Source organism: Anaerolineae bacterium (assembly GCA_035529315.1).
Lineage (GTDB): Bacteria > Desulfobacterota > Desulfobacteria > Desulfobacterales > ETH-SRB1 > Desulfaltia.
Map to the genome: position 1 here is coordinate 1 of DATKWZ010000012.1, position 14317 is coordinate 14317.

General features: G+C 40.9%; 11 protein-coding genes. 9 read left to right on the forward strand and 2 right to left on the reverse strand.

The genetic code is table 11. The features are described 5' to 3' along the window. Positions 1–1033, forward strand: a 1033-nt coding sequence (locus VMW78_01800; protein HUV49741.1) for a hypothetical protein, incomplete at its 5' end; no start/stop codon positions are given. Between the two features lie 596 nt (positions 1034–1629). Here the strand turns inward: VMW78_01800 and VMW78_01805 are convergent. Further along, a complete protein-coding gene (locus VMW78_01805) occupies positions 1630–2484 on the reverse strand; it encodes a hypothetical protein (protein HUV49742.1) in 855 nt (284 codons plus the stop codon). A gap of 188 nt (positions 2485–2672) precedes the next feature. Between VMW78_01805 and VMW78_01810 the strand changes: the two genes are divergently transcribed. Next, positions 2673–3872: a DUF1343 domain-containing protein gene (locus VMW78_01810; protein ID HUV49743.1), complete on the forward strand. Its 1200-nt coding sequence runs from the start codon at positions 2673–2675 to the stop codon at positions 3870–3872. 20 nt (positions 3873–3892) lie between these two features. Then, positions 3893–4600 carry an RNase H family protein gene (locus tag VMW78_01815; protein ID HUV49744.1) on the forward strand — a complete coding sequence of 236 codons (708 nt, stop codon included), beginning with the start codon at positions 3893–3895 and terminating at the stop codon, positions 4598–4600. Between the two features lie 56 nt (positions 4601–4656). Here VMW78_01815 and VMW78_01820 read toward each other — a convergent pair whose 3' ends face one another. After that, positions 4657–4944, reverse strand: coding sequence for a hypothetical protein (locus tag VMW78_01820; protein HUV49745.1), 288 nt, complete (start codon positions 4942–4944; stop codon positions 4657–4659). A gap of 306 nt (positions 4945–5250) precedes the next feature. Between VMW78_01820 and VMW78_01825 the strand changes: the two genes are divergently transcribed. The 6 genes from VMW78_01825 to VMW78_01850 all read left to right on the forward strand — a co-directional run bounded on the left by VMW78_01825 (position 5251) and on the right by VMW78_01850 (position 14054). Then, positions 5251–7884, forward strand: a complete 2634-nt coding sequence (locus VMW78_01825; protein HUV49746.1) for a 1-acyl-sn-glycerol-3-phosphate acyltransferase — start codon at positions 5251–5253, stop codon at positions 7882–7884. A 16-nt stretch (positions 7885–7900) separates the two neighbouring features. Further along, on the forward strand, positions 7901–9613 hold the full coding sequence (locus tag VMW78_01830) for a sugar phosphate nucleotidyltransferase (protein HUV49747.1): 1713 nt from the start codon (positions 7901–7903) through the stop codon (positions 9611–9613). Between the two features lie 76 nt (positions 9614–9689). Continuing rightward, positions 9690–10523 carry a dihydrodipicolinate reductase gene (dapB, locus tag VMW78_01835; protein HUV49748.1) on the forward strand — a complete coding sequence of 278 codons (834 nt, stop codon included), beginning with the start codon at positions 9690–9692 and terminating at the stop codon, positions 10521–10523. 9 nt (positions 10524–10532) lie between these two features. Then, entirely contained in the window at positions 10533–12293 is a 1761-nt protein-coding gene (locus VMW78_01840; GenBank protein ID HUV49749.1) for an extracellular solute-binding protein, read from the forward strand. A gap of 314 nt (positions 12294–12607) precedes the next feature. Continuing rightward, positions 12608–12901 (forward strand): hypothetical protein, encoded by a 294-nt coding sequence (locus VMW78_01845; GenBank protein HUV49750.1) that lies wholly within the window; start codon positions 12608–12610, stop codon positions 12899–12901. Continuing rightward, a complete protein-coding gene (locus VMW78_01850) occupies positions 12843–14054 on the forward strand; it encodes a hypothetical protein (protein ID HUV49751.1) in 1212 nt (403 codons plus the stop codon). Before VMW78_01845 ends, VMW78_01850 begins: the two co-directional genes overlap by 59 nt. Positions 14055–14317: the final 263 nt, after the last annotated feature.

A 14317-nucleotide genomic window follows, 5' to 3' on the forward strand; every position in this document is an offset into this window, starting at 1 on the left:
GGAATACACCGAGGTACTGCAAGCTGCCAGGAGCAATCCAGCTTTGTTGCTGGACAGTGAAAAGCGGATAGGCGCCTCACACGATGAGACAGGGGCATGGCTTATCAATAGCTGGGCACTTCAATCGTTTATTTCTGATGCCGTTCTTTATCATCATGAACCGGTACATAGCATTTTGGATGCGCTTCCCCTGGTAAAGATCGTATTTGTAGCCAATGCCCTGTGTTCAGTTACTGTCGAAGACGCCAGCGCCAAGCTTAAGACAGCTGAAGAAGTTTTTGGGTTTACCCGGTCTGAAACAAATAAGCTGATATCGCTTGCCGAAGAAGAGGTAAAACAGGCAGCAGAATTACTGGACATAGAAGTTGAACTTCCTGATGCCACTAAAAGATCGGTTTTGGAAAAGGATGCTGAAAAGCAGCAAGATCTCCTCAGTATGGTCAAGGAGAGTTCTCTCCTTCAAGCTACACTTCACAAGCTGTTGGAAACCCGTGGACAAGAGTCCGTACTGAAGGTTATTAAGCAGGGTCTTCATGTTTTATTTAATATTCAAAGCACAATCTTTTTCCTGTATGACCAACAACGAGATGCCTTGATTGGCAAGGGAATTACAGAAAACAAAGAAGATGATCTATCAAATCATCTGGTCAATGATCTGGTAATCCTTTTCCAAAAGAAAACCAACCTGTTGGTCAAGTCGCTTCGCCGGAAAATTATTCTCGATTCTTTTGACTACTCAACAAACGCCGCTTCTACCATTTTGGATAAACAGCTTATTCGCTTCCTGGGCAAAGACGGAATGCTGTGCCTTCCCATGATTGCTCACGGGATCTACGTTGGGGTAATAGTCATGGGAGTAGATAACCATCATATTAATCATTTACGGAATCAAAAGAGATTCTTGACCATGTTTGCCAACCAGGCGGCTTTGGCCTTAGCCGCCGATCATTTGAGACAAAGTGAAACAGATGGATCAAAAGATGTTGTCAAGAAGATTCGATATCTTTTGGATAGTGTCAATTCAATTGTGTAAATTTATTATGGTGAATTCAATCACTTTAGGGTTGTATTCCCCGCCGCTTGCGGCGTAATATTTTTATGTGAGCGAATATATACATAAGAGTCATAATATGTAAAAAGTCAGGGGAAAGAATATCGGCAACTGATTCATTTATGCTTTTGCGTACTTACGGGTATTTACGGGACACTCTTCAGTTTATAAGTTTGTATCATCGAGAATAGAACAGCTAACTCCTTTTTTTAATTCATGTTTTAAAGCTTCCCCGCCAAGCAGCGGGGAGCTTCGACCGTAAGGAAGTTTGCTATTTTTGTATTCGCTCGCTATTGCGGTTCAGGTCCAAGCCTGTAAATCAAAAAGCCCCATCCTTCATATTGCTGAAGAAATGGGGCTTTATTTTTTTGTAATTCTTGGTCACCTGATCCTCCTGTTTGAGGTTCAAAAAACAGACCGAAATTAATCTTTGGCAATATATATTAAGTGAATATACAAGTCGATTTAATTTGTTATCTTTTCGATGAGTTATCAATATTGTTCAGTCAATCCATTAATATTGAAGGAACAGTTCGGAAATTCCCCTTGAAGTTTTACAGGAGGGGCTTGTAGTGGAATCAGAGCAGGGCGGGAACTTCAAGGTTATTAATTATTTTATTAATTAATCCATCGATTAAATCTTCTGCGGCTTGAAGATCGCTGGCTGAATTAAATTGTGACTCCAACTCTTGTAGTAGATTGTTATATATTGATACGGTCTTCGAGATTGACTCATAATTTATATGGGGCCTGGAATAAAGCTGGTCTTTGAAAAAATAATTTGCCGGTCCTGATGAGGATTTTAGCCTGAAAGGCCAATTAATCTTTAAATTTAAAAGCCTTCTCACAGTTTTGAGGCATCCGTTATTTTTTAACAGGCTGTTTGCTGTTAATGGCCGATTAAGACGATTTTCAATTTCTTCAAAAATTGTGTTTAATAATTTTGTTTCAGTAATTACAAGTCCATAACCATACCAATTAATTGCTGTTTCGCGAACGATCTTTTTGAAAACCGCTGGAAGACCATAGTATGTAGGGCAGAAGTAAACCCTGCATGCCATGCTTCCATAAAAACTTAGCCCCCTGAAATCTATACCTTTATTTTCGTCAAGCAGGGGGTGTAAGAGACAACCAACGCGTGAACGTTCTTTCCCCACCAGGCCGATATAAGGGCAATGATGAAACTCGGGGAAAGGCCTTTTTTGCGGTTCTCTATCTTCGACCTCCTCCTTGAAGGCGAGTATGGCGTCCATATCTCGCTTAACGTGCAGGAAAGAATCGGTGCGCCATGTAAGCATTTCCATTATAGATTCGTACGATGGATCGGCAACATTGTATAAACCGCAGCATGCTCCACAGGAAATTCTTTCATTAACCTGACAAAGGTAAATTCCACCAGGCACCTGATTGTCATTAGTGTTGGAAAAAGGCATCAATAGAGACCTGTCATGGTTTTTTAATGCGTTCGCTATTGCAATTCAATCTCTTAAATTAAATCAGCCATAATATCAAGAGGCTTCACTCAAACCGCAAAACTATCATAAGTCATCTGATTTATGATAGTAAAGATTGTTAATTTCATAAATATGTCTATAATAAGCATTGTTTTGATGAGGGTTATATGAAATCGTTTAATTTTAAATCCGCTATAGTTCAAACCGGCCTTGAAAGCTTTATCAAGAGCCCGCCCGGATGGATAAAAGAAAACCGTCTGGGTCTTTTAAGTAATCCTGCCTCGGTTGACAGAAGGCTTTTTCATGCCCGTGAATTGATAAGCAAACAATTTCCCGGCCGGCTTGCGGCATTATTTGCTCCGCAGCATGGGTTTTTTGCGGAAAAACAGGATAACATGATCGAGTCTGATGATATAATCGATCCCTTGTTGAAAGTTCCTGTTTTCAGCCTTTACGGCAAAAGCAGAGTTCCGACTAAAGAAATGTTCGATTTGATCGATATTCTTATTATTGACCTGCAGGATGCCGGAACACGTGTTTATACTTTTATTTACACCATGGCTTTTTGCCTTGAAGCTGCCAAAAGGTTCGGCAAAAAGGTGCTGGTTCTTGACAGGCCGAATCCCATAAACGGCTTAATGGTAGAAGGGAACTGTTTGTCTCCTGAATGTGCGTCATTTGTCGGGCAATATCCGATACCCATGCGATATGGATTAACTATCGGTGAACTTTCCCTTATGGTTAACAATTATTTTGGAATCGGATGCGATTTGGAGATTATTCCCATGAAAGGGTGGCGCAGAAATATGTATTTCCAGGATACAGGCCTTCCATGGATCGCGCCGTCACCGAATCTTCCAACACCTGTATCTGCCATGGTTTATCCGGGGCAGGTATTATGGGAAGGAACCAATGTCTCCGAAGGGAGAGGAACAACTCAGCCTTTCGAGCTTTTTGGGGCTCCGTTTATCGATACGGAAAAGGTTTTATCCTCCCTGGGCTCAGGCGGGTTGCCGGGCGTGGCTTTGAGGCAAACCGTATTTGAACCCACATCAAACAAATGGCGGGAAAACCCATGCAATGGTTTTCAGATACATATAATTGAGCCGAATAAATACCTGCCGTATATAACCACACTCAGGCTGCTTCAGTCTGTGATTTTTCATCACAGGGATCGGTTTAAGTGGAAGCTTCCGCCATATGAATATGAATTTGAAAGGATTCCGATTGATCTCATAACCGGCGACAAGGAGATACGAAGGCAAATAGAAAATTTTGACGACATTGATGAGATTGCAGCATCCTGGAAGGATGATTTGGATGAGTTTGTTAAGATAAGCCGCCGATTTTATCTTTACAGCGAATAAGTTATTTAAGGAGTTTTGGCGTGGAGAAAAAGCAGACAGACTGGAAACGGATGCTATTTAAGGGGAACAAGGTATGGCTGGCGACAGAGCAAAACGGGAAACCGATTTTAAAAACCGGCAAGGTGTTGATAAAGTATCAGCTTGACCAGGATTATGAGTACTGGGTCCACGAAAACAGGGTTATGCCTGTTGATTCATTGCAACCTGGAAAGCCTGAGAAGCCTGAGAAAAAAGAGCTTAAAAAAAATAAACCGCGCAAGAAATCTCCGGCAGAGCTTGACCCGCATGCCTCGCGTTGCGAAGCATTGCAGGCAGGTATAAAGACCGAATGCGATAATACAATTTTCATCTATACGGACGGCGCTTCTTCCGGTAATCCCGGCCCTTCAGGGATAGGAATTTTGCTGCGTTTTAAAGATCATGAAAAGGAAATATCAAGAAATATAGGAACGGCAACCAACAATATCGCGGAGCTTGAAGCAATTAAAACAGCCCTTTTGGAACTAAAGCATTATGATTATCCTGTGAGGCTTTTTACGGACAGCAGCTATGCCCACGGGGTGCTTACCCTTGGCTGGAAGGCAATAAAAAACAGGGAGCTGATAAACTCAATTAAAAAACTGATTTCAAAATTCAGCGACCTGAAACTAATTAAGGTAAAAGGGCATGACGGGTTTGACGGGAATGAAAAGGCGGACTTTCTTGCAACCTCAGCTATAAAAAGATAGGGGAATAAAGAAAAAATACAGAGCCCTCCACAATTATGTGCAGGGCTCTGTATAACTTATGATGTTTTGTTTGTTTTTAATGTATCGATCTCTTTTTTAAGATCATCTATTTCCTTTTTATATTTATCAATGTCTTCTATGTCTGGTGCATTACTTGTTGTTGTATCATCTTTCTGCCAGGAATCTTTGAGCTCATCAAAGCCAAGATAAAGAGCTAATCCGCCTCCCAACAAAAGCATTATCGGGATAGCGCCGGCTAAAAGTTGTAAAAAAGGTTTCCACCAGATTGATACGCCGATGATGCCTAACACAGCCGCAATTGCTCCGCCAATTAATGTTTTCATAAAAAACCATCCTCCGTTAATCTAAAATTCATTAGAGTCTGTTTTAAAATAATTTTTTCTGTTTAATTATATTTGTTTAAAATTATCATAATTTTTACGAGCTTGTCAATTTTATTTTCATTTATTTTCCTGATTGAAGAACCCTGTAGCGCAGGCTACGGGGGATGCGTTCGCTATTGGATAGTTTTCGTTCAGACACTATTTAATAATATATTGCCAATAAAAATTTATTCTGATAATTTTTTATAAGTTCATCAATTTTAGATAAAAATAGTTTTGGATTTATATAAAGCCATCAAATAAACAATGATAAAATATAAATGGATGCAATTTAAAAACAGAGTAAGGCTGTGGATCGATTCCGTCCTTCAGGGTACACACAACCATTATCTTTGCTTTTTGCCCGGAAAGACAGGTTTTTTATCCTCCCGGATTTTGAAACTTTTCTTTTCAGGAATTAAGATTAACAAGGAACAGACCCTTATGCTTAAAAAGCTCAAGGAAGAAGGGGTTATTGTTTATGTTACTAAATATAAAAGTTATTTTGAGTATCTTTTTTACTATACACGCTATAAGCAGGATGGACTTGCCTTTCCTGAAATAGGCTTTGATTATAAGGTGCTTATATGGCAGCCTGTCTCGCGCATCCTGAGGATTTTTTTATCCTATCTTGATTATATATTCAGCAACCTGTCTCTGCCCGATCCTTATGCCGGCGGCTATATCAGGCAGGAACTGATAAACGGCCGGTCAGGTCTGGTGTCTCTTGTTGAAAAAAAAGGCTTTTACCGCAGATTTGTTAAACAAAAGACAGACCCACTGCAATATCTTATCAAAATACAGCAATCTGTTGAAATAGGTGACAAGCCTATTTTTATTGTTCCTCAACTGATGTTTTTCAGTAAAGAGCCGCTTAGATACACTCCTACTATAAAAGATATTCTGCTCGGCACCGAAGAAAAACCAGGGAAAATAAGGCGACTGGTCACCCTGTTCAAAAATCCCGAGAAGGTATTTATGGAAATATCTGAACCGATTAATTTAAAGGATTTTTTAGAATCAGAGCAAATCAGGCAGCGGGGTGTTGAATATCAGTCGCTTGTGTTAAGGCGCAATCTTTTGCTTCAGATAAACCGCCATCGCCAGAGCACTCTCGGCCCCACCCTGAAATCAAGGGAAGAGCTTAAGGAAAGCATTCTGACAAATGATCGTCTTCAAGGCTTTATGGAAAATTATTCGAAAAAGCATGATCTGTCGATTCAGAAGGTACATAAAAAGGCGGATAAACATCTTGATGAAATTGCCGCTAAATATAATGTGGTGATAATAAAGATCCTTGCGGCACTGGTCAAATGGGTTTCAAATACAATATTTGAAGGGCTTACGGTCAATATGGATATGCTTAACAATGTAAAAGGCATGTTGAAAAAAGGACCGTTGATTCTGGTTCCCTGTCACAAGAGTCACATAGATTACCTGATGCTGTCATATCTTCTTTATGCCAACAATATGCCCTGCCCGCTTGTTGCCGCGGGCAAAAATCTTTCTTTCTGGCCAATGGGCCCGATATTCAGAGGGGGTGGCGCATTTTTTATCAGGCGAACATTCAAGGGGGCTGTGCTTTATTCAAAAGTTTTTGTCGAATATATTTATAAAATTCTTGAAGAAGGATTTAATATAGAATTTTTTATCGAAGGGGGCAGAAGTAGAACCGGCAAGCTGATACTGCCCAAGTTGGGGCTGCTTTCCATTCTGCTCAATGCATATAAAGACCGCGTCTGTGATGATATGATATTTGTGCCTATTTATATCGGGTATGACAGAGTTATGGAGGAGAGTTCATATCTTAACGAAATCGAAGGTGGACAAAAACAGCCGGAAAATTTATTGCAGATCATTAAGGCGAGAAAACTGCTTAAGAAAAGGTACGGAAAAATATATATTAAATTTCACCAGCCTCTCTCGCTCAACGAACTTTTATCGCAAAGCAATGTTTCGATCCAGGATATGACATCAAAGGAGCGGAATGCGCTGACCCGTAATCTTGGGTTCAGGATCATAAATGCCATAAACAATGTTTCGGTGGTGACTCCGTACGGCCTTGTCGCAAGCGCGCTTTTGAATTGTTCTAAGAAAGGGTTTACTTATGAACATTTTATGTCACATGTGGGAATCTATATGAATTATCTGGTGTCACAGAAAGTCGATCTGGCGGATACCCTTTTACTTGACAATGTTTATGCCGTTGAACAGGTCGTTGATGCTTATATTAACAGAAAATTCATCATACAGACTTCAAAAAACATGGAAGGCCGATTTGCCGGCGCACAATTCATGGTAAATGAAAACAAGAGACCGATTCTGGAATATTATAAAAACAACTGCATTGCCTTTTTTATTCCCGCGGCCTTTACCGCTCTTGCGATTTTAGAAAAGGATGCATTTCAGTTTTCCGCATCCGATCTTAACATCGGATATGGTTTTCTTCAGGGGTTCTTTAAAAATGAATTTGCATATGATGTGGACCAGACATCAGAATATTTTATTCGGAAAAACATAAAGGCATTTATTAATGAAGCTGTGTTAATGCCTCATCCGACACTGCCGGACACATATAACCTGACTTCGGCGGGCTTTAGAGATCTGAAGCTGTTTTCCCGCTTCCTTAAAACATATTTTGAATCATACTTGATAGTTTTAAGGCACCTGGGGGGGGTATCGAATAGTTTGCCTGATACAAAGGATATCTTGAAAAAAATACAGGCTACCGGGAATCGTATGTATAAAAAAGGGGAAATCGAGCGCAAAGAGGCTCTTTCAAAAATCAATTATAAAAATGCCGTGGATTATTTTACTTCCCATGGAGTTAAATCTTCGCAGGATACCGAGAAGATTGAATATTATACCAAAGCAATACAGCGTTATCTAAATTATCTTTAATCATAGCGGGGCCTTTATGAAGGCGATGATACTTGCCGCCGGCCTGGGTACGCGGCTTCTTCCTTTTACCGAATTCACACCCAAACCTCTGTTTACTATTTCAGGTAATCCTTTACTGGATATCATAATTCACAGCCTTGAATCCGCAGGTTGCACGGCTGTTATCATAAACACCCACCATCTGTATAAAGAAATAGATTCCTTTTTAGCATCACAACAATATGCCATCCCCGTATCTACCCGTTACGAACCAATGATTCTCGGCACAGCGGGAGCGATAAAGAATGCGGCTGATTTCTGGGACAATCAACCCTTTATGGTTATAAACAGCGACATTGTCACGGATATTGATCTGCGGAAGGTATATGATTTCCATTTAAGTCATAACCATCAGGCAACATTGGTTCTTCATGATTGCGCGGAGTTTAACAATGTATGCGTGGATAAAAACGATTTTATCACAGGCATTGAAGCTCAGGAAAAAGAAGCAAGCCTCGGTCATGCGAGGAAACTCACCTTTACCGGAATACAGGTCCTTGATCCTGAAATTCTTGAATTTATACCGGATGGGATCTTTTCAGACAGCGTTAGCATGTACAGGAGGTTAATATTATCAGGCAAAAAGATAAAAGCTTATATCTCAAAAAAATATTACTGGAAGGATATTGGAACACCCGAAAGATATAAGGAAACGGTTTTTGACAAGATGGCGCCCGAAGCTTTTAAGCGGGCTTTCCCTGGGTGTCTGCGCAAAAAAATAGAATGCTCAAAACTGCAAGGGGATGGTTCGGACAGAAAGTGGCACAGGCTGACCGCAGCAGATCGGTCCCTTGTAATGGTTGATCACGGCATCAAAAGAGAGCCCGGAACTTCGGAAATAGATTCGTTTGTTTTAATAGGCGGGCATCTGTATGACAAGGGAATATCTGTGCCCAAAATATATCTGCATGATACTTTTTCAGGGATTGTTTTTCTGGAAGATTTAGGCGATGTCAATCTTCAGGCAGTCGTTAAAGCAGGCAAAAAGGTTTTATTTTATTATAAATCAATTATAAAGCTTCTTATAAAGATGTCGATTGCCGGTGTTAAAGAATTTGATCGATCCTGGACATTCCAGACACCATATTATAACAAAGAGGTTATTCTTGAAAATGAATGCCGCTACTTTGTCGACGCTTTTTTAAGAAAATATCTTAAGCTCAATATATGCTACAATGATTTTGAAGATGAGTTTATATTGCTTGCCGATAAGGCGCTTGAATTTTCAGTTAATGGCTTTATGCACAGGGACTTTCAGTCCAGAAACATCATGATTAAAGACGGAAAGCCTTATTTTATCGACTTTCAGGGCGGCAGAACAGGCCCGATTCAGTATGATCTTGCATCTTTGCTGATTGATCCATACGTGGCGCTTCCCTGTAATGTGCAGTATCAACTGCTTGATTATTGTATTGATAAGCTTTCATCATATATTCATATTGACAGGAAGAGGTTTTGTTTGTGTTACAAGTATTGCGCAATAACAAGAAACCTTCAGATACTGGGCGCGTTCGGATATTTAAGCCGGGTTAAGGGGAAAACTTACTTTGAGCAATTTATTCCAGCAGCAACAGAGAGCTTGAAATATAACCTGTCGGCTGTTGAAGATACACAATTCCCGCGGTTAAAATTAACGGTTTCGAAAATCACAAAAAGGGCTGATATGAAACCACAGAGAACACAGAGATAAGTATTTAAAATGTTAAAAACCGACCTTTACGAAGCTCTTAATTCGGCAATACATAATAAAACAAGGGGGAAGCAAAATGAACAAGATAAAAATCATGGTAAACGGCATCCCAGGCAATATGGCGGTGACTGTGGCAAAACATGCCCTTGATGACGAGAGGTTTGAAGTTATTCCATACTCTTTTACCGGCCCTGAAATAACTGAGACTCAATATGTTATAGGTTCTTCAGTCATAACCCTTATCCGGCCGGAAAAAAGGGAGCAGGCTGTAATTGAAATAGTTGACAGGAATGAGCCCTTTATTAGTGTGGATTATACACATCCTTTGGCTGTAAACGGCAATGCGGAGTTTTACTGCAAACACAATCTCCCATTTGTTATGGGCACTACAGGAGGGGCCAGAGAGCTTCTTGAAGATACGATAAAAAAATCTTCCATTCCTGCTGTAGTAGCGCCCAACATGGCAAAACAGATAGTTGGTTTCCAGGCCATGATGGAGTACGGAGCAAAATCGTTTCCCGATCTTTTTAAAGGATACACACTCCGGATAAGGGAAAGTCATCAAAAAGGCAAGGCAGATACCAGCGGAACCGCCAAGGCAATGATAAGGTATTTTAATGAATTTGGCATGCCTTTTAACCAAGAGGAAATTATAATGGAACGTGATCCTGAAACTCAAAAAGCAAAGCTCGGCATTCCGGAAAAATATCTTTCAGGGCACGGATGGCACACATATACCCTGATTTCAGAAGACCGGACAGTGCGCTTTGAGTTTACACACAACGTAAACGGCCGTGATATATATGCCAAAGGAACCCTTGATGCTGTTTCCTATCTTTACAAAAAGCTAAAACAAGGGGCAAAGGGGAGGATGTTTACGATGATTGATGTGTTAAAAGGGGATGTTTAAAACAGGTCGATGAAAAAATTAATATTTATTCTCATTATATTCCTGGCAGTCCCTTCTATTGCCGGTGAACTGTTTCCGCAAAAGGGCTGGTCGGATAAACCAAATCCTCTTGCAAACACGGAGGCAGTTCTTGGAGGCGAGATTTCCATATTCGCAGGCCAGTACCCGAAAAGCCTCAATTACTACCTGGATAACAATGTTTTGTCTGCAGAGATATTTGGAGCCATGTTCGAGTCTTTGCTGTCCATAAATCCTGTTACGCTGGAGTATGAACCAGGCATTGCTGAAAAATGGTTGGTATCTGACGATAAAAAGAGCTTTACCTTTTATATTGACCAAACGGCCAGATGGAGCGACGGGTCCGCAATAACCGCACATGATGTAAAATGGACATATGATGTCATAATGGACCCCAAAAATCTCACAGGCCCACACAAGCTGGACATGGAGCGTTTTCAGCCTCCTGTCGTAATCGATAAACATACAATATGTTTTACTGCTAAAACCGTTCACTGGAAAAATCTTGGCATTGCAGGGGGTTTTCATGTTCTTTGCAAGCATGCATACGAGGGCAGGGATTTCAACAAACTCAATTTTGAATTTTCTGTAGATTCCGGTCGTTACAGGCTCGGAGAGATCAATGAAGGAATTTATATTACCTTAAAGCGACGTGAAGACTGGTGGGATATAAGCTCCAAAAGATCTAAGGGGACAGGGAACTTTCAATCAATTAAGTTCAAGTTTTTTGCTGAAAGGGAAAATGCATTCGAGGCATTTAAAAAACGCATGATTGATCTTTTCCCCATATATACCGCCAGGATATGGGTTAATGAAACCAAAGGGGAGGATTTTTTAAAAAACCGGATAACAAAGCAAAAGATCTATAATTATAACCCGATCGGTTTTCAGGGTTTTGCGATGAATATGAGAAGGCCGCCCTTTGATGACATTAGTGTCCGCAAGGCCATGGCGCTTCTTCTTGACAGAAGAAAAATGAACTCCGCCCTGATGTACGGCCAGTATTTTCTTCATAAGTCATATTTTGAAGATCTATATACAAAACAGAATCCATGTCCCAACCAGCTGGTTGAGATGGACAGAGAAAGTGCCAGAAATCTTCTCAGGCAGGCTGGATGGGAGGTGAATCCAAAAACCGGGTTTCTTGAAAAGGACGGGGTGGTATTTGCCTTTAAATTTTTAACCAGAAGCGCTTCTTCCGAGAAGTTCCTTGCAATATATGCCGAAGACCTGAAAGATGTTGGAATAGAACTCGTCATTGACAAAAAAGACTGGGCTGCATGGGCAAGGGATATGGATGAGTATAATTTTCAGATGACATGGGCTGCGTGGGGTTCAGGTATTTTTAAAGACCCGGAAAGCATGTGGTCGTCAAAAGAGGCGGACAGAAAGGCGGGAAACAATATTACGGGCTTTAAAAACCCCCTGGTAGATAAGCTTATAGAAAAGCAAAAGGCTGTTTTTGATATAACAAAGCGGAATGAAATATACCGGCAAATCGATCAGATCATTTATAATGCTTATCCATATGTGCTTTTATGGAATATCAATTATACAAGGCTTCTTTACTGGAATAAATTCGGGATGCCGGACACCATTTTATCCAAATACGGAAATGAAAACAGTGCCTGCTGGTACTGGTGGCTGGATGAAGACTCAGAGGCTGATCTTAAGGATGCTGTAAAAAGTAAAGGGTTTTTGCCTCCAAAGGAATCTTTAGTATATTTTGATGAAATTTTTAAATCACCGTGAGGTTTTATTGCACGCCAAAATTCACCACCACCAATTGGATTGCCGCCGGGCTGACCAGCATCCAGAGGGCAAGAGGCTTTCCGGAGGCTATAAAATATACGAATATGACGCATTGGTAACAACACCTGAGGGGGAAATTGGTATTGACAAGGCATCCTTATGTTTAGTAATTATCAAAAAAATTAAGATGCTTATGATATCCATTTCCCTAGCATAAGGGGCAGCGGCTGCATTTTAGTTGTTACAGTTTAAAGCTTTTGATAAATAAAACAGGCGCGAAACCTGAGTAACTTTAAGCAAGGGTGTGAATTGCGATGACAAAGGGATTTTCATGGCTGCTTTCTCATTATAAAAGTCTGACTTTTTTAATGAGAACTACAGAAAAACCACCGGTCTTGGTATGGTTTGTGCAGACAGACAGACAGACAGACAGACAGACAGACAGACAGATAATATATATAAATTACAAACGGTTGCTTTACAAAGCCCAAGGACTTGCTTGCATGGTCTTTGGGTCTTTTTGTGCCCAAATAGCACAAAAAGTCAGGGATGAAACAAAAGAATGCCATGTTTTCTTTGATTACAAATATGAAGATGAAACATCATGAGCCTGTGGAAAAGGATACATCTTTTCAAGAGGAGAGTCTTGAAAAAGGGGTGGGGCAAAATCTCCTTTTTGTTGCGACCTGTTTTCTCCTGGTGGGGTTAGCGGTTCCCCTGTTATTGGTCTTTTTAATAAAATCGCCTCAGCCGGAGCAACATCTCCTTATTTTTAATATCTCTTACTACAAGCTGGTGTTTATTTTCTTTTTGAGCGCGGTTGTCATGATCCACACCTCGCTTTTTTTTCTAAGGGCTAATCTGCTGACGATCTTTCTCGTTTTTGTCCTGTCCCTGTTTTGCTGTTTCCCTCTTATCATGGGTTTCCGAAACAATCTCACCTTACACCAGGCAATTATTGATATCCCCTTTTTCGCAAACTGGCCTTTTTTCTTAAAGCCCGCATATATTATGATAGAGTTTCTGATTCCCGCGGGGATAGTTATCTATCTTTTGTTACAGATCAGGAGTGTCTTTTCTAAAAAATCCCACACCAAAGCCTTTTTTTGCGCCGCGGTTTATCTGTCGATCGCTGCTTCTTTGGGATTTGCAGCCTTGATCCAGGCTGACCAGCCGAATATTGTCACGGCATTAGCCCGGAAAAAAGTGGAATCAGCCCCCAAAAACTCCGGAAGTGTTACTTCAAAGTTGCCTGTCCCACAGATTCAAAACAACATAAATCCAGAGAGCCTGAACGACATAAATCCAGGGGGCCCGGCTCCGGAATCGCGGCTATCCACAACCGGTCAAGATCCTGCTTCCAGCAAAATGTCAGCTATTGAGGTTGAACAAGAGATGTGGCTGTTGTTCGATAAAGTGGATCGAGCCATAGTGGAACTTGGCGAGATGAAGATATTGATGGTGGAACAGCAGCAGAACCTGCAAAAAAATGAAGCTAATGCCGCGGTTCAGAAGAAAGAGATCTCTGAATCACGGCCAACCATAGCTATAAAAGAGCCCCTGATTGACAGAGCAGCGATAGTAAAAATGCAACAGGATGTGCGGCTGTTGACCGACAAAACCGATCGTATACTGGACGCGCTTGGCCGGATGGCGAACCTTTTATCCGAGCCGCGGAAGAACCCGCAAAAAAATGAGGGCATGGTTGAGGGTAAAGCCATGGTTGAGGAAAAGGAGACGGATAATGCGCAGCCCAATTGATCATGGGGGGAAGGTTTTTATGAACCATATATGCATGCACAAGACGAACATGTCCCTGAAGTTAGAGGAAAAAAAATAGCTCTTGACTGGGCAAAAATTTTTGAGAAACATAGAAAAAAACCAGCTTCGCTCCGATCAGGTGGCTGTTTTAAAGAAAAAAGTATAAGAAAAAAAAGGATTTTTTACTACCATATCAAAACCTCCGGAAAAATGACCTCACAACCGCCATCTTGTGTGCCATGAAGCGTATTGTGCGGGGGAGG

Coding starts and splice junctions, on each gene's coding strand:
- VMW78_01805 (HUV49742.1), bottom strand. CDS start 2,484: ATGCCTTTTTCCAACACTAATGACAATCAGGTGCCTGGTGGAATTTAC.
- VMW78_01840 (HUV49749.1), top strand. CDS start 10,533: ATGAAAAAATTAATATTTATTCTCATTATATTCCTGGCAGTCCCTTCT.
- VMW78_01850 (HUV49751.1), top strand. CDS start 12,843: ATGAAACAAAAGAATGCCATGTTTTCTTTGATTACAAATATGAAGATG.
- VMW78_01825 (HUV49746.1), top strand. CDS start 5,251: ATGATAAAATATAAATGGATGCAATTTAAAAACAGAGTAAGGCTGTGG.
- VMW78_01845 (HUV49750.1), top strand. CDS start 12,608: ATGACAAAGGGATTTTCATGGCTGCTTTCTCATTATAAAAGTCTGACT.
- dapB (HUV49748.1), top strand. CDS start 9,690: ATGAACAAGATAAAAATCATGGTAAACGGCATCCCAGGCAATATGGCG.
- VMW78_01820 (HUV49745.1), bottom strand. CDS start 4,944: ATGAAAACATTAATTGGCGGAGCAATTGCGGCTGTGTTAGGCATCATC.
- VMW78_01830 (HUV49747.1), top strand. CDS start 7,901: ATGAAGGCGATGATACTTGCCGCCGGCCTGGGTACGCGGCTTCTTCCT.
- VMW78_01810 (HUV49743.1), top strand. CDS start 2,673: ATGAAATCGTTTAATTTTAAATCCGCTATAGTTCAAACCGGCCTTGAA.